Source organism: Actinomycetota bacterium, from assembly GCA_009923495.1.
Taxonomy (GTDB): domain Bacteria; phylum Actinomycetota; class Actinomycetes; order S36-B12; family UBA5976; genus UBA5976.
In genome coordinates this window covers 1-21,816 of sequence record RFTJ01000019.1, presented here as the reverse complement: position 1 = coordinate 21,816, position 21,816 = coordinate 1, and the positions used below count along the sequence as shown (strand labels likewise).

13 protein-coding genes and 2 tRNA genes are annotated in these 21,816 nt (G+C 49.7%); 11 read left to right on the top strand and 4 right to left on the bottom strand.

Annotation, left to right across the window (positions count from 1 at the left end; all coding sequences use genetic code 11):
• Positions 1-234 precede the first annotated feature (234 nt).
• Entirely contained in the window at positions 235-585 is a 351-nt protein-coding gene (locus EBS36_06345) for a DoxX family protein (protein NBU32770.1), read from the top strand.
• 436 nt (positions 586-1,021) lie between these two features.
• Here EBS36_06345 and EBS36_06340 read toward each other — a convergent pair.
• The 3 genes from EBS36_06340 to EBS36_06330 all read right to left on the bottom strand — a co-directional run bounded on the left by EBS36_06340 (position 1,022) and on the right by EBS36_06330 (position 1,908).
• A tRNA-Ser gene (locus EBS36_06340) sits at positions 1,022-1,108 on the bottom strand.
• 146 nt (positions 1,109-1,254) lie between these two features.
• A tRNA-Ser gene (locus EBS36_06335) sits at positions 1,255-1,342 on the bottom strand.
• A 74-nt stretch (positions 1,343-1,416) separates the two neighbouring features.
• On the bottom strand, positions 1,417-1,908 hold the full coding sequence (locus EBS36_06330; protein ID NBU32769.1) for an SET domain-containing protein-lysine N-methyltransferase: 492 nt from the start codon (positions 1,906-1,908) through the stop codon (positions 1,417-1,419).
• Positions 1,909-2,063: 155 nt separating this feature from the next.
• Here EBS36_06330 and EBS36_06325 point away from each other — a divergent pair, with 155 nt between their 5' ends.
• On the top strand, positions 2,064-3,335 hold the full coding sequence (locus EBS36_06325) for a serine--tRNA ligase (protein NBU32768.1): 1,272 nt from the start codon (positions 2,064-2,066) through the stop codon (positions 3,333-3,335).
• Positions 3,336-3,376: 41 nt separating this feature from the next.
• Positions 3,377-4,189 carry an HAD family hydrolase gene (locus EBS36_06320; protein ID NBU32767.1) on the top strand — a complete coding sequence of 271 codons (813 nt, stop codon included), beginning with the start codon at positions 3,377-3,379 and terminating at the stop codon, positions 4,187-4,189.
• Here EBS36_06320 and pheA read toward each other — a convergent pair.
• Positions 4,186-5,112, bottom strand: coding sequence for a prephenate dehydratase (gene pheA / locus EBS36_06315; protein NBU32766.1), 927 nt, complete (start codon positions 5,110-5,112; stop codon positions 4,186-4,188). The genes EBS36_06320 and pheA overlap by 4 nt on opposite strands.
• Before the next feature lie 103 nt (positions 5,113-5,215).
• On the opposite strand from pheA, the gene EBS36_06310 reads away from it, so the two are divergent.
• The 8 genes from EBS36_06310 to EBS36_06275 all read left to right on the top strand — a co-directional run.
• Positions 5,216-6,313, top strand: coding sequence for a LytR family transcriptional regulator (locus EBS36_06310; protein NBU32765.1), 1,098 nt, complete (start codon positions 5,216-5,218; stop codon positions 6,311-6,313).
• Between the two features lie 79 nt (positions 6,314-6,392).
• Complete coding sequence (locus EBS36_06305; protein ID NBU32764.1) at positions 6,393-8,684, top strand: sodium-translocating pyrophosphatase; 2,292 nt, start codon at positions 6,393-6,395, stop codon at positions 8,682-8,684.
• Between the two features lie 212 nt (positions 8,685-8,896).
• Positions 8,897-11,572, top strand: coding sequence for a type I DNA topoisomerase (gene topA / locus EBS36_06300; GenBank protein ID NBU32763.1), 2,676 nt, complete (start codon positions 8,897-8,899; stop codon positions 11,570-11,572).
• A gap of 27 nt (positions 11,573-11,599) precedes the next feature.
• Positions 11,600-12,220 (top strand): dTMP kinase, encoded by a 621-nt coding sequence (locus EBS36_06295; protein NBU32762.1) that lies wholly within the window; start codon positions 11,600-11,602, stop codon positions 12,218-12,220.
• Complete coding sequence (locus EBS36_06290) at positions 12,217-13,386, top strand: DNA polymerase III subunit delta' (protein ID NBU32761.1); 1,170 nt, start codon at positions 12,217-12,219, stop codon at positions 13,384-13,386. The genes EBS36_06295 and EBS36_06290 overlap by 4 nt, the downstream gene beginning before the upstream one ends.
• Positions 13,383-14,924, top strand: coding sequence for an alpha/beta hydrolase (locus EBS36_06285; protein ID NBU32760.1), 1,542 nt, complete (start codon positions 13,383-13,385; stop codon positions 14,922-14,924). Before EBS36_06290 ends, EBS36_06285 begins: the two co-directional genes overlap by 4 nt.
• Positions 14,925-14,978: 54 nt before the next feature.
• Complete coding sequence (speB, locus tag EBS36_06280) at positions 14,979-16,001, top strand: agmatinase (protein NBU32759.1); 1,023 nt, start codon at positions 14,979-14,981, stop codon at positions 15,999-16,001.
• Positions 16,002-16,227: 226 nt separating this feature from the next.
• Positions 16,228-21,816: hypothetical protein (locus EBS36_06275; protein ID NBU32758.1), on the top strand; the 5,589-nt coding region annotated here is incomplete at its 3' end.

Sequence of the window (21,816 nt, the reverse complement as noted above, 5' to 3'; positions counted from 1 at the left end):
ACGGTCCAGTTGGAGCTCCAGCGGGCAGGTCAGGTTGATGTTCTTTAGTCATTAAGTATTTAAGTCCTTAGATTGGATTCCGAGAGTTTCGAAACTATTAGGTAATACCTACTATTGCACTGAATACAACCAAAATGCGCCAACCTTGTATTCCCTGGCTTAGGGAATAACCTTCGACTCCTGCCTGTTCAAGTAATTCGTAGGTAATTCACCATTTTTGAAAGCGAGAAATTAATGACCGTACTACTTCCCGTGCTAGCCGGACTCTTAGCCTTTGCAGCAATTGGCTCTGGTTTCGCGAAATTAGCGAAGGTGCCCAATGTTATGCAAAGTATGGAAAGTGTCGGTGTTCCATTAAATCGAATCCCACTTTTGGCTGTACTCGAGATCGCTGGCGGACTCGGATTGGTAGCTGGAATCTGGAATAACTCGCTTGGCATTTTGTCTGCTGCCTGTTTGTCGCTCTACTTCCTTGGCGCAGTTCTTAGTCATTTGCGCAAAAAGCACTCGATTGCTGAATTCGGACCGGCGCTTGTGATTTTCGCAATTGCCGTTGGTGTTTTTGTTCTTGAACTGAAGCGCTAGGGGAAAGGAGACCCCACCCAAAAGGGTGAGGCAAAGAGGCAGTTACTGGTCAACATTCCGATTGCAGGCAATCGCCAACGATTGCGCAATCGGCTGCGGAGACGAGAGCCGATGCGGGATTGTTTGCGGGATAGGCCGCAGCCGCATCGGAAAATGGATGCCAGAGTACGAATCGTTCGTCAGTCATGCTATTCGCGAATGCGGTCTAAAGTGCCACAAGTTCCGAATGCAAGTGATCGCTTACGATCACGCATTCGGCTCCCAAATCCTCCTAAGTCAGATTCCGAACAGACAAAAGCCCCACCCAAAAGGGTGAGGCTTTTTGTCTGCGGAGACGAGAGGAGCCGTCGGTGCTGCGCACCTCCTCCCAAATCCCCACATCTACAAATTCGCGCATAAGAAAACCCCGCCCAAAACGGGCGGGGTCCCTTAAGCGCGGAGACGAGAGGATTTGAACCTCCGAAGGGTTGCCCCTTACCTCATTAGCAGTGAGGCGCACTCGACCGGACTATGCGACGTCTCCTTGTGGAACTTCAATTTTAGAAGAACTCACGTTTTACTTCTAGCGGCGAGAGAGGGACCCGTCACTCGTGCTATTCGCACGAGTTCCTCCCAAATCCCGCCTCGCTTTCGAAGCGAACCAAGCAATCGCAAAAGCGATTTCTTGTTTCGCGGCGAGAGAGGGATTTGAACCCCCGGAGGCTTTCACCTCAGACGCTTTCAAGGCGCCCGCATTCGGCCGCTCTGCCATCTCGCCCTGTGCGATTTGTAAAAATCCCACCTGAGCAAGATTACGGCAGAACGGCCAATCTTAGAAATTGCAGGGGTGGGCTAAGCCAATTTGGCAATCTTTAACGCAATGAACGGGCTGAACCACCCAGCATATTTAACTTGCAACTCAGGCAGTTTCCAATCCTGGCCAGTAATTCTGCCTCGACAGCTATCGGTTCCACATAAGCAATCAAATTCGTCGTAGTCGCTGTCGTCGCATGTCGCGTAATCGAAAGTCAACTCTTCGCCGACGGAGATGTCGCGCATGGCTACCAGAACCATAGATCCTAAAAGGCCAAGGTTTGGCTCACATGAATGATTGATCATATCGCCTGGCTCGCGCTCGATACCTGGACTCAAATACAAATTTTCGGCTACCTGAATGGATCTGTGCTGCTGGTCTTCTGGGAGGGTATCCAACGTCTCGCGTGTAGTGACGTAGCCACCAAAGCCAACTACAGTTTCACCTTTAGAAATTGCAGAGATAGCGTAACTTCCCATACCTTTTTCGCCCGCGGCGCTAGCTTGTGCAGACAAAGTCAGCCAGTTCATATTCAATAGAGGGTGTCCTTACTAATGCTTGGACTTGAAATCTTAATTGGTAATAATTAACACCCGTAGTCAAAAATCCAAAAAAAGCTGGGGGATAAGTGAATTTACCGGCAACCAATTACTTACTTTAAATAACGAAAGCCTAGACTTAAGCCATGATTGACTTGGTTGCGCTGCGTCAAGACCCCGATGCCATGAAGGCTTCCCAGATTGCTCGCGGAGAGTCTGCAGCACTCGTTGATGATGTTTTGGCAGCAGATGTAATTCGCCGAGCCGCAGTCACCGAGTTTGAAAATCTTCGCGCAACCCAAAAGAGTATCGGCGCTCGGGTCGCCAAAGCCAGTGGCGATGAAAAGACAAACTTGCTTGCACAGACTAAAGACTTAGCTGACCAGGTCAAGGTTGCCGAGGCAAAGGTGCGCGATGCTGATGCTTCGTTAGATCAACTACTGCTTTCGCTCTCAAATCTCATTGATCCGAATACGCCTACGGGCGGTGAAGATGACTTCATTGAAATTCGCCGAGTCGGGCCACCACGAGATTTTTCGGCTGAGGGATTCGTAGCGCGTGATCATGTGGAAATTGGCGAGCTGATTGGCGCAATCGATATTGAGCGCGGTGCCAAAGTCAGTGGCAGTCGCTTCTACTACTTAACTGGTCCTGGTGCGTTGCTTGAACTGGCCCTTGTTCAGTTCGCTATGCATAAGGCGGTTGAGCATGGGTTCACCGCGATGATTCCGCCAGCACTTGTTAAACCAGCAGCTATGGAAGGTACTGGCTTTTTAGGTCAAGCTGCCGAGGATGTTTACCATCTTCCAAATGACGATATGTACTTAGTTGGCACTTCCGAAGTTCCACTTGCTGCCTATCACATGGACGAGATTCTTAATCTTGAGAATCTACCGCTTCGTTATGCCGGATTTTCTCCTTGCTATCGCCGTGAAGCGGGCAGTCACGGCAAAGACACTCGCGGGATTTTCCGAGTTCATTGGTTCGACAAAGTGGAAATGTTTTCCTTCTGCCCTGTTGAGCAAGCAGCCAGTGAACACGAACGGTTACTTAGTTACGAAGAAGAGTTTTTGCAGGCTCTCGAAATTCCATATCGAGTAATTGACATTGCTGCCGGCGACTTAGGTTCGAGCGCTGCTCGCAAGTTTGACTGCGAATTTTGGGTACCGTCACAAGAGCGTTATCGAGAAATAACCTCAACATCGAACTGCACAACTTTCCAAACCCGTCGGTTGCGCATTCGGGGCCGAGATGCCGATGGCATTGTGCCTATTGCGACGCTGAACGGAACTTTATGCGCCGTGGCCAGAACTATTGTGGCGATTTTAGAGAATCATCAGAGCCCTGATGGCTCTGTTCGAATTCCAGCCGCACTTCAGCCCTACCTTGCTGGTCAAACGCACTTTAACTTGAAGTAATTTCCAGGCAAGCGGTAGTAAGTCGGAAATGTAGGGGATCTATGATGCAACTCTTTGCTACCGATTTGGACGGCACCCTACTCAATTCCTCGGGGGAAATCTCACAGGCAAACATTTCTGCATTAAATGCGGCAAAAAACGCTGGCTTGCATGTCGTTTTTGTTACTGGGCGACCACCTAGATGGATGGAGCAAATAGGTCACGCTACCGGAATCCATAGCGCTGCGATATGCGCGAACGGCGCGCTGGTTTTGGATGTAGCAACCGGCGAAACAATACATGCCGATTTTTTGGATCGGGAGCTTGCTTTAGAAGTTGTTCAGGGTCTACAGAGTCTGGATGCTGGAGTCTCATTTGCTGTGGAAGTGGCAACCCAGTCCGATTCCTTTCTAATCGACCACACTTACCAGCCGCGCTGGGAAACACCACGGCCGGTCCCAAGGATGCCAGTCGAAGAGATGTTTAGTTCAGGTCGGGTCGTTAAGTTGTTAGCCAGACCGAGCAAAAATGCTTCCTTAGATGCTGATCAATTTGTCTCAGCAGCCGAAGAAATTGCTGGCCACCTTGTTGATTTCACACATTCAAACATTCACGATGTACTACTGGAAATGAGTCCAATCGGGATAAATAAAGGTTCGGCACTGGAGCGTTTCGCGACCAACTTGGGCGTCTCACAAAATTTGGTTGCAGCCGTTGGCGATATGCCAAATGACATCCCGATGATTTCATGGGCTGGCAAAGGAGCTGCAGTGGCAAATGCCCATGAAGAGGTAAAAGCGGTAGCTGACCTATTGCTTCCATCAAATGACGATGATGCAGTGGCACATTTCATCGGCCAACTGTTGAACGACTAGTCGCTCGCTCGGTTTCTAACTTGATCCAACCATTCATCAGAATTTAGGAATTGCTTTTCAACTGCTACTGAATCACTTTCAGTTATGTGCGCTTCGTGTCGTGGATACGAGCCAAGGAATTTAACATCAGCACAAATGCGGTGCAAGCCTTTTAACGCTTCGCCAACGTGCTCTTCATCTATGTGTCCTTCGCAATCTATCGAGAAGAAATAGTCACCCAATTGCTTCCGAGTTGGCCGAGACTCTATTCGGGTTAAGTTGACTCCACGAACTGAAAATTCAGTCAAGATTTCCAGAAGCGCGCCTGGATGATCTTCATGCATGAATAGCGACAATGTGGTTTTGTCATTTCCACTTGGCGGAAAGGCATGCCCAGGTTTGCGGACCAGAATGAAACGTGTCCACGCTGCAGACTGATCAGCTATTCCATCTTGCAAAATCTCTAAGCCGTAGTGTGCCGCTGCTGCTGTTGAGGCAATGGCCGCTTGGTAGTTTGCTTCAGGAGTTAACTCAGCCGCCGCCGCAGCAGTTGACATCGCAGGAAGTACATGTACATCAGGTAAGTTCTGCGCAATCCAACCGGCGCACTGCGCATGTGCATGCGGGTGCGTAGCAACTCGTTTGATTTCACTCAACTTTGTCCCAGGTCGAACCAACAGGGCAAATTCAACTGGGATCGCTATCTCATCAACAATTTGCAGCATGCTGCCATGTGAAAGTTCATCAAGAGTGGTTGGCACTGAACCTTCAACCGAATTTTCAATAGGTACGAGCGCACCGGTTACTTCACCATTTCGCACTAAATCCAAAGCTTGTGCGACTGAAGCAACTGGAAGAAGTTGTGCGCCCTGACTCTCGGGCATTGCGAGCAGTGCGGCCTCGGTAAATGTGCCACGCGGTCCCAAGTATGCATATGTACTCATTGAAGTTCAAGATTACGCGTAAACAGCAATTCTTGGAAAAACGAAAATCTAATTCAGTGTGTATGTAAGGGATAATTCGGGTTTTATCCGTAATTATTATTTAGTGGAATCAACGGTTTATCAGCGCGACCGCGACGGGAATCTGATTCCTGTCGTGGCCACCTCAAATCAAACCCGTACTGAAAATCCAGCAGCACAACCTCAGCCAGTTAAGACTCCTGGGCCGAAAAAGGAAAAGCGCCGGATCCTTCCCAAGAAAATATCTCGACCTCTGAAATTCTTTTTTGCAACCTATCTACTTCTCTTTATCTGGGTTGGAGTCGACTTATCAGGCAGTATGGAAAAAGTAAATGCGTTTCCACCACATCAAATTGCAGACACCGATGGTACTAACTGGCTTTTGGTTGGCTCCGATAGCCGCGATGGACTGTCCCGAGCTCAGCAGTTAGCTCTACACACGGGTGGCGATTTCGGCCCAGCCCGCTCAGACACAATCATGATCGTGCACATCGATAAGGGCGGGAAACCCACCTTAATTAGCTTGCCCCGGGATTCATGGATTATTTTGCCTCGGCATAAATCCGACGACGGCACAATTCGTGACGACTACATGAATAAGATCAATGCCTCGTTTTCTATCGGTGGTCCGCAGTTGCTCATTCGAACTATTGAACGCAACACTGGCCTGCACATCGATCACTACATGTCGATTGGATTACTAGGAGTGCGCAATTTGGCCGTAGCGGTAGGTGGGGTACGACTTTGTCCGAAGCAAAATTATGACGATCGTGATTCTGGACTCCATATCAAGAAGGGCTGCCAAATTGCGAATGGCCGAACCGCACTCGCTTATGTCCGCATGCGCCACGCCGACCCACTTGGTGACATCGGTCGAGTGCAACGCCAACAAGAGTTTGTTTCTGCGGTCTTGCACAAGGCAATGGCACCCTCACTATTACTAAACCCATTCGCGGTTCGCGGTCTAGGTAAAGCAGTAGAAGGCGTAGTCACGGTAGGTGATCAGGACAATCTCATTGACCTAGCAAAATTCGGCATCGCGATGCGCGCGATTTCGAAAGGTGCAGGGCGGACTATGACGGTGCCGATAGCGGATTCAAATGGGTATAGAGACGGACAGTCTGTGGTGATTTGGGACCAGGAAAAGGCCCGCAGGCTCTTCAGGTCACTAGGCGCAAAGTAAATTTCGCCTAAAATCAACCTTTTTTGGCGACTTGGTTTCACAGTTCACCTTAAATCTCATAAACTCTTGCGAGTACTCAATGAGGAGAATCATGCCAAGTTTGACTTTGTCATCCGCAAACATCACCACCATTTCCATCGTTGCTGCAATCTCTGTTGCTGCCTTGGTTGTGGCTGCAGTCTTAGTTCGACAGGTTCTTTCAGCAAGTGAAGGTACCGAGAACATGAAAAAGATTGCAGGTGCAGTACAGGAAGGCGCAGCTGCTTACCTGAACCGTCAATTCAAAACCCTAAGTGTTTTCGCGGTGCTAGTTTTCTTTGTGCTCTTTGCCTTGCCAGCAGATACCCAAAATGAGCGCATCGGTCGCTCAGTGTTCTTCCTCGTAGGCGCATTATTTTCTGCCATTACTGGTTACATGGGCATGTGGCTAGCTGTCCGCGGAAATGTTCGCGTTGCCGCCGCCGCAAAAGACAGTGGCGAACAGGCTGCCATGAAAATTGCTTTTCGCACAGGCGGCGTAGCGGGTATGTTCACTGTCGGCCTTGGTTTACTCGGTGCCTCAAGTGTTGTTCTGATTTACCGCGAAGACGCTCTTCGGGTGCTTGAAGGTTTCGGATTTGGTGCCGCCCTACTTGCCATGTTTATGCGAGTCGGTGGTGGAATTTTTACAAAGGCTGCCGATGTCGGCGCAGACCTTGTTGGCAAAGTAGAGCAAGGCATTCCTGAAGACGATCCTCGTAACGCAGCAACTATTGCAGACAATGTTGGCGATAATGTTGGTGACTGCGCAGGAATGGCCGCCGACTTATTTGAGTCTTATGCAGTTACTTTGGTTGCTGCGCTAATTCTGGGCAAAGAAGTTTTCGGCTCACTTGGTTTAGTGTTCCCATTGGTGGTTCCGGCCATTGGAGTTATCACCGCTGTAATTGGAATTTTTGCGGTTTCTCCTCGCGAAAATGACCGTTCGGGAATGAGTGCAATCAATCGTGGCTTCTTTATCTCTGCAATTATTTCTGCATTGCTAGTAACCGGTGCGGCTTACTACTACTTGCCAGCAAAACTGAGTGCAATCGTTCCAGATCTGACGATTGGTGGTCAGTCAGTACCAGATTTGAACCCACGAGTTCTAGTTATTTCCGCAGTTCTGATCGGAATTGTTTTAGCGGCAGCTATTCAGCAACTTACGGGCTATTTCACCGAAACAAATCGCCGCCCGGTCGATGACGTTGCGAAGTCTTCTTTAACTGGATCGGCAACCGTAATCCTTGCCGGCGTTTCCGTTGGACTAGAGTCTGCTGTTTATTCGGCGCTGCTAATTGGCTCGGCACTCTATGGTGCCTTCCTGTTAGGTCACGGTTGTATTTTGCTTAGCTTGTTCGCTATCGCACTTGCTGGTACTGGTTTGCTAACTACCGTTGGTGTTATTGTTTCAATGGATACTTTTGGTCCAGTTTCTGACAATGCACAGGGTATTGCTGAAATGTCAAAGGATGTTCATGGTGAAGGTGCACAGGTACTTTCCAACCTTGACGCAGTAGGCAACACCACCAAGGCAATCACCAAGGGTATTGCGATTGCCACTGCGGTACTAGCCGCAACTGCACTCTTCGGCTCGTTCCGTGACGCTGTCGTGACTGCTGCGGGCAAGGTGACAGACAAGGCATCAGAGTTCGCCGGCAACCTTGACGTTTCAAACCCGCGCAACCTTTTTGGACTGCTTATTGGCGCTTCAGTGGTTTTCCTATTCAGTGGATTGGCAATCAATGCGGTGTCGCGCGCTGCCGGCGCAGTAATCTTTGAAGTTCGCCGCCAGTTCCGGGAGCATCCAGGAATTATGGAAGGCACTGAATTGCCAGAGTATGGAAAAGTCGTTGATATTGTGACTCGCGATTCTCTTCGCGAACTGGCAACCCCAGGATTACTCGCGGTGCTAACACCGATTGCAGTCGGGTTTGGCTTAGGGATTGGCGCACTCGGATCATTCCTGGCAGGCACTATTGCAACTGGAACATTAATGGCCGTGTTCTTGTCCAACTCTGGTGGTGCATGGGATAACGCAAAGAAGTTTGTTGAAGATGGCCACTTTGGTGGCAAGGGTTCAGAGGCCCATACCGCAACCGTTGTTGGCGACACTGTTGGCGATCCGTTCAAGGACACCGCAGGTCCGGCAATCAACCCACTCATCAAGGTAATGAACTTGGTGGCCCTGCTAATTGCGCCTGCCGTTGTTTCCCTTGACCTTAACGGCGAGACAGGAATCCGTACTGGCCTAGCCGTCGGAGCGATTGTGATTGTTGTGGCTTCAGTTATCATCTCAAAGCGCCGACCAATTGCCGTTGGCGAAGAGGCATTTACCGCTGCTGGTGAATAACAACTGAGTTTGCTAACCGTCAAGCCGCTTTCAGGAAACTGAAATTTTTTTCCCAAGCAATCCGCCCAATAATTGCAAGGGTTTACCAAGCAGATTCAGGGTTGCTCAACACGCCCAGCATTTGACAACCCCTAAGGGAGATACGGCACACTGCACGAGAGCACCTTTTTCTGACACCCTCAACCTGAGTGTCGGATTATGAGAGGAACAGTTTGTCCACCTTAAACCGCTTGGTTATTGTCGAATCGCCCGCTAAAGCCAAGACAATCCAAAAGTACTTAGGCCCTGGTTACGACGTCCAGGCCAGCGTCGGACATGTTCGCGATCTTCCTGAACGCGCAGTAGATGTTCCAGCTGAGATTAAGAAGAAGCCATGGGGCCGAATGGCAATTGATGTCTCCGATGATTTCACTGCCTATTACGTAGTTAGTGCAAAGAAGAAAGATAAAGTCGCAGAACTCAAAAAGAAACTTAAAGATGCCGACGAACTTCTGTTAGCAACTGACGAGGACCGTGAAGGTGAGGCCATAGCTTGGCACCTGCTAGAAATTCTGCGTCCAAAAGTTCCAGTTAAGCGCATGGTGTTTCACGAAATAACACCCGAGGCAATCGCAGCGGCTGCCGAAAATACCCGCGACATAGATATGCAGTTGGTTGACGCCCAGGAAACACGTCGACTTATTGATCGACTTTATGGATTTGAAGTTTCGCCGGTGCTTTGGCGTAAAGTTCAAGCTGGCTTGTCCGCTGGTCGAGTTCAATCAGTGGCAACTCGCTTAGTTGTTGAACGAGAGCGGGAGCGCATTGCTTTCAAAAGTGCTTCCTATTGGGACATCGAGGGTGTCTTTGATCCAGGCACCTTCACTGCAAACCTAGTTGCACTCGATGGCGCTCGAGTTGCAACCGGAAAAGATTTTGATTCCCGCGCTCAGCTAACTGCTAAAGAGAATGTAATCCACTTAGATGAGCAACAGGCTCGCACATTATGTGAAGCCCTAGATAAAACTGCGTTCTCAGTAAACAAAGTAGACGAGAAGGCTTACACAAATCGTCCGAAGGCACCGTTCATGACATCGACACTGCAACAAGCCGCTTCAGGTCGATTGAAGTGGGGAGCGCAGCGGACTATGCGCGTTGCCCAAGCCCTATACGAACGTGGCTACATCACATATATGCGTACTGACAGCACCACTTTGTCTGATACGGCGATTAATGCTGCACGGACCCAGGCGGCACAACTATATGGTGCAGACCACATTCCAGATACGCCAAGACGCTACGACCGAAAAGTAAAAAATGCACAAGAAGCGCACGAGGCGATTCGGCCGGCCGGCGATGTTTTCCGCACCCCAGCGGAAGTAGCTAGCGAGCTAGCTGGTGACGAGTTCGCACTTTACGATCTGATCTGGAAACGCACAGTGGCTAGCCAGATGGCTGATGCCCGCGGAACAACAGCAACAATTCGCCTAGCGGGACAAGCCAGGGATGGAAGAACTGCCGAATTTTCGGCAAGTGGAACCGTTATTACCTTCCGTGGCCATTTAGCCGCGTATGACGATGTTGATGACGATCAAGAAAATAAAGAACAAAGCCGCAGATTGCCTGTTCTTGCCGTTGGCGATTCAGTGAATGTAGTGAGCTTGGAGGCAGATGGTCACAGCACAAATCCACCAGCTCGTTTTACTGAGGCGACTCTGGTTCAGGAGTTAGAACGACTTGGTATTGGTCGACCATCTACTTACGCAGCCATTATCAGTCGCATTATTGATCAGGGTTATGTTTGGAAGCGTGGAAGCGCACTGGTACCGCACTTCTTGGCCTTCACTGTTGTTCGTCTTATGGAAGAAAATTTCGGCTCACTGGTTGACTATGACTTCACCGCATCTCTTGAGGAAGTCCTAGATCAAGTTGCTCGGGGCGAAGATGAACGACTCTCCGCATTAAAGCGGTTTTACTTTGGCGATGCGGATGCTGGTGGGAATTTTCCAGGACTTGCACCACTCGTTTCTGTTTATGGGGATATTGATGCGCGGGAAATGGCCTCAATTCCAATCGAAGGAAGTGATGCAATCATTCGGGTTGGCCGATATGGACCGTATCTCCAGCGTGGCGAAGATACTCGAGCAAACATTCCAACAGACTTAGCACCAGACGAACTCACCGCAGAAAAGGCGGAAGAGTTATTCAATGCGCCATCTGGCGAACGCGAACTTGGCGTCGATCCAGATACGGGTCGCGTCATCATGGCCAAGACTGGTCGCTATGGACCTTACTTCACTGAAGTTCTTCCTGAAGGGTCTCCGAAGTCTGCTAAACCACGCACTGCTTCGCTGTTCTCAACAATGTCCGTTGCTGAGGTAACTCTTGATGATGCCTTACGCATGTTCACACTCCCACGCGAAGTTGGTACCGACCCAGCTGATGGCGAAATGATTACCACACAAAATGGGCGGTACGGACCATATTTATTAAAAGGTAAAGATTCCCGAACACTTTCTGATGAAGAGTCAATTTTCACTTTAACCCTTGAGCAGGCACTCGAACTGCTGGCTCAGCCCAAACTGCGTCGGGGCCGTGGCCAAGCAGCTGGACCACTAAAAGTAATTGGCGCTGACCCATCAACTGGCAAGGAGGTAGTGGTACGCGAAGGTCGCTTTGGCATCTACATCACTGATGGTGAAACAAATGCATCACTACGCGGTGGTGATTCGGTCGAGAACATCTCTATCGAGCGAGCGTCGGATTTATTGGCAGAGCGTAGAGCTGCTGGGCCAAGTGCTAAGCCGGCCAAAAGAGCGCCAGCCAAAAAAGCCACCTCAAAGTCCCCTAAGAAAAAGGTGGCGACAAAGAAAACCGGTGTGGGTAAGTCTGCATCGTCAGCAGAATAGGTCGCCTAAACCTAATAAGGTGAGAACGTGACTTCTGGTTTTTTCATTGCATTTGAGGGCGGCGAAGGTGCGGGTAAATCTACCCAAGCAGACTTACTAGCTAAGCGTTTGGTGGGCGAGGGTTTTTCCGCAGTAGTTACCCGTGAACCGGGCGGAACTCCAACCGCTGAAAAAATTCGGGAAGTGCTGTTGGACCCAGCCATCACAGATATGCCAGATCAGACCGAAGCATTGTTATTCGCTGCGGCTAGAGCCGACCATGCAGCTAATTTGATTCGACCAGCTTTGCTAGCAGGCTCAATCGTAATTTGTGATCGTTACCTTGAATCTTCGGTCGCTTACCAAGGGTACGGTCGCGATCTAGGAGGCACTTACATTCGCCAACTCAGCGAATGGGCAACAGAAGGTCTATTACCCGATTTCACTATTTACTTGGATGTACCAGCACAGGTCAGTATGGATCGCCGCAAAGGCACCGACCGCATGGAAATCCAGTCCCTTGATTTTCATATGCAAACTCAGCAAGCGTTCCGTGAGTTAGCACAGATTACGCAGTCCGCTCACATCGTTATTGATGCAACCTTGCCAATCGAGGCGATCTCGGAGCAGATAGCAACTGCTGTTTTAGCCGAGTTGAAAAATCGATGAGCGTTTTTAATTCAGTGATCGGTCAGGATCACGCAGTCGCTGAACTCAAATCTGCAAGTGCAGATAGTGGCATGACACATGCATGGTTAATTACTGGTCCACCAGGAAGTGGACGTAGCACGCTAGCAATGGCATTTGCTCAGTCTTTAGTTTGTCCAACTGGAGGTTGTGGTCAATGTTCTGATTGCCGCAATGTAATTTCGGGAACCCATTCAGATGTCGAGCACATCATTCCAGAAGGAATCAATTATGCAATCGACGATGCTGTCGCTCTAATTGAACGTTCGGCACTTTCGCCAACTCGGTCGCCTTGGCATGTTTTCGTAATCGAAGATGTTGATCGATTTAGAGTTGATGCCGCCTCAACTTTGCTCAAGAGTTTAGAAGAACCACCGGTTGCAACTGTTTGGATTTTGTGCGCCCCAACAGTTGAAGACGTATTTGACACCATTCGCAGTCGGTGTCGACACATCTCGTTGGTTACCCCAGAGCTCAAGGACGTAGTAAATCAACTTTCAAGCAAATATGGAGTTGAGCCAGAAATAGCAAACTGGGCTGCCCGAGTAGCACAGGGTCACATTGGTCGAGCTCGAGCGCTGGCAACGAGCCAAGAGGTTCGAGATCGGCGCAAGGCTGTTGTGGATGTGCCATTTCGGTTGCACTCGGTTGCTATGTGTTTTGAGTTAGCCAGTCGAATTGTAGAAATGGCTAATGCGGATGCAGATGCTCTTGCTCTGCCGTTAGATCAAAGTGATGAATCGGATATCCGAATGGCCTATGGCGACGGTTCGCAAGGCAAAGGACTAGCGGCCACAAATCGACAAATGAAGTCCGCGCTAAAAGATTTAGAAAAGCGAGCCAAGACTCGTCATCGAAGATTATTAAACGACCAATACGATCGGATTCTGTTAGACCTTACCGCGGTCTACCGAGATGTTTTAGTGATTCAGACTGGCTCTGCGGTAGAACTAATCAATGCTGAACTATTTGACTCAATTACCGAACTAGCAACTCGGACCTCACCTTCGGTCACTTTGAGTCAGATTGATTCAATAACTCAAGCGCGAGATCAACTTTTGGCCAACGTCTCAGCTCAACTCGTCTTTGAATCACTCTTAGTTGCGTTATTTCAACCATTGCTATCAAAAGTGGGAGAAACCGGATGACCAAGCGCATGGCTACCCTGATTTCACTTATAGCCTTAATTTCTATTGGTCTGGCAGCCGCGCTTTTGGCTAAGCCGAATAACAAAGTGGAGCCGACTCCTAGCACGAGCCCCTCAGTCAAACTACAGAATTTCGGAAAGCTGTCCAAGTTTTATTCTCAGCAACTGAAGTGGACTAAATGTGGTGACGGCTTTGAGTGCACCAGACTTGAAGTTCCACTTGATTATTTGAATCCAAAATCGGAATCAATCTTCTTGCAGGTTGTCCGACATCAAGCTCCACCGGGCATGTCGCGAGGTTCACTCGTTGTCAATCCCGGTGGGCCAGGTGGGTCAGGAATCGACTATGCGCTCGCCGTTGACTACATAATGACACCGCTGCTTCGTGACAACTTCGATGTGGTTGGCTTTGATCCTCGTGGAGTGGGCAAAAGCAACCCGATTAAGTGTTTGTCGGACAAGCAGCTCGATACTTTACTTTCACTAGACCCGGCGCCAGATAACGCGGCAGAAATTGCGCGCATGCAGAAACTTTCAAAGTCACTGGGACAGGGCTGCCTGACAAGGTCTCCAAAAATTCTCAAGTACATGGACACGGTAAGCGCTGCGAAAGATATTGACATTCTGCGACAAGCACTTGGTGATGAGAAGTTAAATTGGTTTGGTAAAAGTTATGGAACTTTCCTAGGTGCTACCTATGCCGACTTATTTCCTAAGCGAGTAGGTCGCATGATGTTAGACGGGGCGATTGACCCTAAGTTGTCGCTGAAAACATTAGCGCTCGACCAAGCGGTAGCTTTCGAAATGGCACTTCGCAGATTTGTTGTGGATTGCGCTGCTGAGGCTGAATGCCCACTGAGTAAAAATTCTGATACCGCTTTGGCCCAAATTAGTGGCATGTTCAAAGCTCTTGATCGAAAGCCAGCCAAGCTTGATGGCGGACGAATATTCACAGAGGGATTAGCTTTTACCGGCGTCTTAGGAAATCTCTACGATAAACAATATGGTTGGCCAGAATTACGTTCCGCGTTATTGACTGCACTTGAAGGCGACTACACAAGTTTGGCAGCAAGCGCCGATCGCTACATCAGCCGCGATACCGATGGGCATTACACAGATAACGGCAACGAGGCTATTTACGCAGTCTCTTGTCTCGACCGACCGGACCGAACTTCGTTAGCTCAAACTATTTCTTATGCTCAAGCCTGGTCCAAGAAGGCACCCGTATTTGGTGCCCCGCTTGCTTGGAGCAATCTCGGCTGCACTTATTGGCCAGTAAAGGGAACTGGACGCCCGAAGGCAATTTCAGCAAAAGGCTCGCAGAAAATTCTCGTCCTTGGCACCAAGTATGACCCGGCAACTCCATATGCTTGGGCGCAAGCTTTAAATGATCAGTTGGCTAATAGCGAGTTGCTGACTTACATTGGCGATGGCCATACCGCATACTTCCAAGGCTCGGACTGTATCGACAACTATGTTGATCAATACTTCTTGATTGGACGCGCGCGCACAGATGTTACCTGCTCTGATGGGCCCTAAAATTCTATTCGCGTTTTTGTCTTATGGATTGATCCCAAGCAGTACGCTAAAACCATGACACGCTATGGCGCAATGTTTGGTCCTGACATTACTTTTCTTGGTGTTGACGCAATTGATTTAGATGATCAAACTACATACGCTGATGCAGACGTAGTTATTGTTGGCGCACCTTTTGATGGCGGAACTAGTTATCGAGCTGGTGCTCGGTTTGGGCCAAAAGCAATGCGGGAAGCTTGCTATCTTGAATTTGACGGATCGCGTCCAAGTTTGGCAATGGCGGTAGATGGGTTAACGGACATCCGGGTTGTAGATGCCGGCGATGTTGAAATGTTTTCAGGTGATGCAGCAAAATCATGTGCCGACCTAGAGCTGGTGATCGAGAAGATTTCGCGATCTGGTGCGATGCCCTTAGTACTGGGCGGTGACCACACAATTACTTGGCCTGATGTAACTGGAGTTGCTCGCGGCACCAACAACTGGGGCAAAGTTGGAGTGATTCACTTTGATGCACACGCGGACACCGGGGACATCACTTTTGGTTCACTAATTGGACATGGCCATCCAATGCGTCAGTTGATAGAGAGCGGCGCGGTTCGTGGTGATCGATTTATTCAAATTGGTTTGCGTGGATATTGGCCGCCACCTGAAGTTCTCGACTGGATGGCTGAGCAGAACATGCGCTCCTATGAAATGTCGGAAATTGTTAGTCGCGGATTTGAGACTTGTTTGTCTGAAGCATGCGAGTTGGCGTTGACAGAATGCGATTCGATATTTCTAAGTGTGGACATTGATGTCGTCGATCCCGGCTCAGCACCTGGCACCGGTACTCCGGAACCAGGTGGGCTTTCGTCTCGCCAGCTTCTGGATGCAGTTCGGCGCATTGCCTACGAGCTGCCTCTTTGTGGCATGGATATCGTCGAAGTCGCACCGCCGTACGACCATGCGGACATCACTGCACTGCTGGGTAATCGGGTGGTATTAGAGGTGCTGTCAGGCTTAGCTCGCCGAAAACTGGATGCAAAAACAGGACAAATTTGGGATCCCGCTCAGCCACTTTTAAACCGCAATCGTAATTAGCCAGGAAAAGCCTGCATTTAACCACGTATTTCCCAGGCATTTTATGAAACCGCTTTCACAAATCGAATAACGATATCGTTAAAAATAATTGTTATTTTCCCTTGTCTATGGGGTAGTTACCTTTTATTGTCTAAACAAAGGAATAAGACACTGACCCAAGAGTCAGGTAAATATTCTGCATTTAACTGCCGCACTGACGAGTGCGGCAGATTAGAAGGGGATTGAAATGTCGGTATTGACATCATCAAAGAAATCATTGCGTCGAATTTTAGGGACTGCTATTGCAGCAGCGTTAGTTGTAACTGGCATCACTGCCGCGCCAGCTAACGCAGTGAGCGGAAATACGACTGTGCGTGTGCATCTTTACACAAATAGCACTGACACAATCGCCACGATGCAGAACTGGCAGATTTACACATGGAATGCCGGTGGTACTGCCACTCAGGGACCAAACGCCTTTGGTACGTTTACCCCATTCAGTGGTGCTGATACTTATGGGTCTCTCGCAACGTTGAACTACACAAGTGTCTCGAACTTCACCAGCATCGGCTTCAAAATTGCTTATCAAGGTAACTGGGGCAACGTCGATCAAAATTACGACCGCTTCATTTCGGTAACTTCAAATAGCCAAGACGTTTGGCTAAAACTTGGCGATGGAACGGTTTACACCTCAGACCCGATGTCCCCTATAGCGTCAGGTAGCCAAAAGACCAGTATGAAGATTCACTGGGATCAATCCTCAACCACAAAAGCAATCCTCGTTGCTGGTCAATCCAAGATTGGTAACTCATCCAACTTCGTAAATGGAACTTGGTACCGACTAGATGGCACCTCCCCATCGGGATACACTGCCCCGAGCGCTTCAGGTTCAGATTCATACGGGCGCTGGATTACTGTTCCGCTAACTGCTTATTACCCAGGTCAATTAAGCGGCTTGTACATGATTGTCGCTGATGACAACAATTACACCAATAAAGATGGTGGCAAGACTTCTCCGGCGGGTTCAGTAGGTAATCGCTGGATTTCAACCAATACGGGCACCAACGTTGCCTCTACAGATCTATGGTTATTAACTGGCGACTCAAGTAGTTACTCAGGAGATGCGGCTTTCTCGTTCAACCCTTATGGTTCAGCGCCAACTGTTACCTCAGTAACCAACTCAACTTTTGGCTCCGGCTCAGCTGGTAAAGCTGGCGATACTCTAACGATCGCTGGCACCAACTTAGTTCCAAGCAATGCAATCCCAGCGCGCACTTCACAGCCAACCGTAACTATCGGTGGCGTCTCGGCAACCGTTTCCCCCGCACCTACTGCAAGTGCTGCATCCATATCGGTACTTGTTCCTGCAGGACTAAGTGCTGGCGCTCAGGACGTCGTGGTCACTAATGGTGGTGGATCTGTAACGTCTGCTGGTTCATTCACCTTGACGGCTGCCCCAACTATTACTTCACTTAGCTCGACAACTCCGGTCCGTGGCCAGAGCATCACCGTGACTGGTACGAACTTGACCGGTGCTACGTTCACCGTTGGCGGCGTTGCAGCGACAGTTACCTCAGCAAGTGCAACCACGCCTGTGATAACTGTGCCAACCAATGCGCCAGTTGCTGCTGGTTCAGTCGTGGCAACTACCAGCGGTGGTTCTGCATCAACCTCAGTAACCGTCACTAAGGGCACGCCAACTCTCGTTGCGCCAAGTGCAACCGGAATTAACTACGGTGCAGCACTGTCAACTTCGACCCTGTCGGGTGGATCGGCTTCGATCAACGGTGTCACGGTTGCCGGTACTTTCGCGTGGGCGACACCTAGCGCAGTGCCAACTGCAGGTACTGCAAGCTATTCAGTCACCTTCACGCCAACTGACACAACTGGTTTTAATAGCGCGAGTACGACAACATCGCTTGTTGTTGGAAAAACAACTCCAACTATCAACACCACACCTGCTGCCAGTGCGATCACATACGGTCAAACTTTGACTTCATCATCACTTACTGGCGGTGTAGCTTCTGTTGCTGGTTCGTTTGCTTTTGCTACGCCTGGAGCAACTCCGGCAACTGGAACTGCAAGTTACAGTGTCACTTTCACACCGACGGATACCGCGAACTACAACACGACAACATTCAGTGTCAGTGTTACAACGAATAAGGCAACGCCTTCGGTGACTTCAACTCCTAGCGCTGCCGGCATCACTTATGGCGATTCGTTAAGTTCTGCGACACTATCAGGTGGGGCAGCTTCGGTTGCTGGTTCGTTCGCCTATGCAACACCAGCGGCAAGGCCGAATGCGGGTACATACTCGGCAACGGTTCGATTCACTCCGACTGATACGACTAACTACAACACTGTTGATTTCACAATCAACGTCGCTGTCGCTAAAGTAACGCCTACAGTTACTGCAACGCCAACTCCTACAAAGAGTCCGATTCGTGTTGGTAACACCTTGAGTCAAATAGGTTTGTCAGGTGGCGCAGCCACTGTTGCTGGTACTTTTGCTTACGCCACTCCAGCAGCGACTCCGGCTCAAGGCACGCAGAGCGTTGCAGTCACTTTCACACCAACCGATACGACCAACTACAACTCGGTTAATTTCAACATCAGTATTACGGTCACGGTTGCAACGCCAGTCATCACAAATCTGAGCCCAAGTACAGCAGCTCAGGGTGATCTGGTAACCATCACTGGTACCGACTTTGATGGGGTAACGGGTGTAACAATTGGTGGGCAGAGTGCAACCATCACCACTAATCCAAGCCCAGCGCCAAATGATACAAGTTTGGTGGTCAGGGTTCCTGCCGACGCGACAACTGGTGCTAACAGTGTCATCCTCACCACCGGTGCGGGATCATCATCTGGAGCCGGACTTACTGTTACGGCAGCCACACCAACAATTACTTCACTCAGCGCAGTAAGTGGAATTCGTGGCGACTCAATAACAATCACAGGTAACTTCTACAACAGCGTAACTGCGGTTAAGTTCGGTTCAGTTTCGGCAACTTCATACACAGTAAATAGTGTTACCTCGATCACTGCCACAGTTCCTACTGCTGCTGCTAATGGAGCGCAAAGCATAACTGTTGTTGCAGCTGGTGGAACTTCTAGTGGTAGCTCATTTACGGTTAACAAGACAGTTCCAACTGTTACTGCGACCCCAACTGCTGGTGGCATAACTTATGGCCAGACTTTGGCGGATTCGTCACTTACAGGTGGCTCGGCAAGTGTTTCCGGTTCATTCGCATTCACTTCACCAACAACAGCGCCAAATGCTGGAACGGCAAATCAGAGCGTGACCTTCACGCCATCTGATAACACTGTCTATGACACGGTGGTATTCAATGTCAGCGTGGCAGTTGCAAAGGCCACGCCAAGCGTCACTGCGACTCCTACTGCTGCGCCAATTACATATGGTGCAGCGTTAAGCACGGCAACGCTTGGCGGAGGATCGGCAACTGTTGCTGGTAGCTTCGCTTACGCCTCACCGAGCGCAACTCCTAGCGCCGGAACGGCAAATCAGAGCGTAACTTTCACACCAAGTGACACCAGTAACTACAACAATGTAACTGCCATTCAGGTGAGCGTGACTGTAAACAAGGCAACGCCAACACTTGTTGCCCCAACTGCTGGTGGTTTGGTGACTGGGCAGAGTCTGTCTTCATCAATTTTGTCTGGCGGTTCAGCAAGTAGTTCGGGTGCTTCGGTAGCCGGTTCATTTACCTGGACTTCACCAAGCACAGTTCCAGCAATTGGTACGGCAAGTTACTCGGTTACTTTCACTCCAACGGATACCTCGAACTTCAACACCAATACGGCCAATGTAAGTGTCACTACTTATGGTGTGCCAACTATTAGCTCAGTAAGTCCTACGAGTGGTCTGGCTGCAGCTTCACTGACTATCACCGGTACTTACTTGTCGAATGCAACGGTTACCATTGGAGGCGCTGCCGCGACAGTAACTGCAAATACCGCCACCTCGATTACGACTACCGTTCCAGCGGGCGCCACTGTCGGATCTGGAAATGTAGTAGTAACAACTGCGGGCGGAACTGTAAGTTCAGCGTTCACAGTGTTGGCTGCCCCAACTATCTCTTCACTAAGTGCATCAAGCGTTCAGCGCGGTGGAACCTTAACAATTAATGGAACCAATCTGGGCAGTGCAACTGTCACAATCGGTGGAGCGAGTGCGACAGTAACTTCCAATACCGCAACAGCGGTGGCTGTGACTGTGCCATCAAGTTTGGCGTTTGGTTCACAGTCAGTAGTAGTCACCACTGCTGGCGGAACCGCTACCAATTCTGGTTTCACAGTGGCTGGATACTCAACTGCAACGTTGACTATCCACTACAACAAGCAGGACTTCACGAATCTGAACACTTACATCCACTCTTGGATCCAGACTGGTACTGGAACCACAAGCGGTATTTCAGTGACGGGAACCTTTAGCACCCAGTCACCTGAAACATCTGTTGATGCCCTTGGCTACGACTCTTACGGTGGCGTTGCGAAGATTACCTACACAGGTAGCAACATCCAGCAGGTTGGTTTCTTGGTCTGGACTCAGCAGGGGGCATTCGTAAAGGATGCTGGTTCGGCTTCCGATCGTTACCGCACCCTGGCTAGTGCAAATGATGAAATCTGGATACGTAATTATGACAGCACGGTTAGCAACAGCGATCCGTTCGGTTCAATTAATCCAAGTCCGAATCGTCCAACAACTCAGACGGTCGTTGTTCATTACGATGGAAATACTTCGACCTATCCAAAGGTGTACTTAGCTACTCGTTCAGACTTGAACGACACTGCCGTCAACCCATACTCATACTGGGTCGCTCCGGCATACTTGGACTTCAATAGCCCGGTTACTGTTAGCGGTCCAAGTGGAGATAGTACGACCTCCGTCGGAACTGATGCTTTCGGTAAGTATGTGACCTACACATTCCCATACAACGCAAGTCACACAACATGGGCAAACATGATTGTTGGTAATGCGGGATTGACGTCCAAGGACGGCGGTCAAGTTGGCACTGGTAATCGCTATGCTGCGCTTGATGCATCAGGTACTACACACATCTGGTTAGTATCTGGTGACACTACAAGTAATAGTGGTAACGCTGCTTACACCAGCAATCCTTATTCCGCTCCCGTCGTCTCGTCGCTAAGTTCGACATCAGGCAAGGCCGGCGATTCAATCACGATTACTGGTACTGGCCTAAAGCCACAATCAGGCTCGAATCCAACTGTATCCATTGGTGGAATTTCGGCTACAGTTACTTCGGCATCTAGCACCTCTGTCGTGGTAACTGTTCCTGCCGGACTGACCGACGGCGCGGCTTCGGCGGTAGTTGTTACAAACGCTGGTGGTACTTCAAATACGGATAAGACCTTTACCATCGTCCCAGTCCCAACTATCACTTCGCTGAGTGTAACTTCGGGTATTCGTGGTGATTCAGTAACATTTACCGGTACCGGGTTTACCAATACAACCGATATTAAGTTCGGCTCAGTCTCGGTCTCAGTTGCATCAATCACTGTTAACAGCGCTACTTCAGTCACCGCTACTGTGCCAAGTGGTGCAGCGAACGGTCTGCAGAGTGTTTCGGTAACAACGGCTGGTGGCACTGCTACGAGTAACGATGCCTTTACGGTGAATAAGACCACCCCAACGGTTACTGCAACTCCGAGTGCTTCGCCAATCAGCTACGGTCAGACTCTGGCTTCAGCCACCCTTTCGGGTGGCAGTGCTTCAGTCGCTGGTTCATTTGCTTATGCAACCCCAAGCGCAGCGCCAGCAACCGGCACGGAAAATCAGAGTGTGGTCTTTACC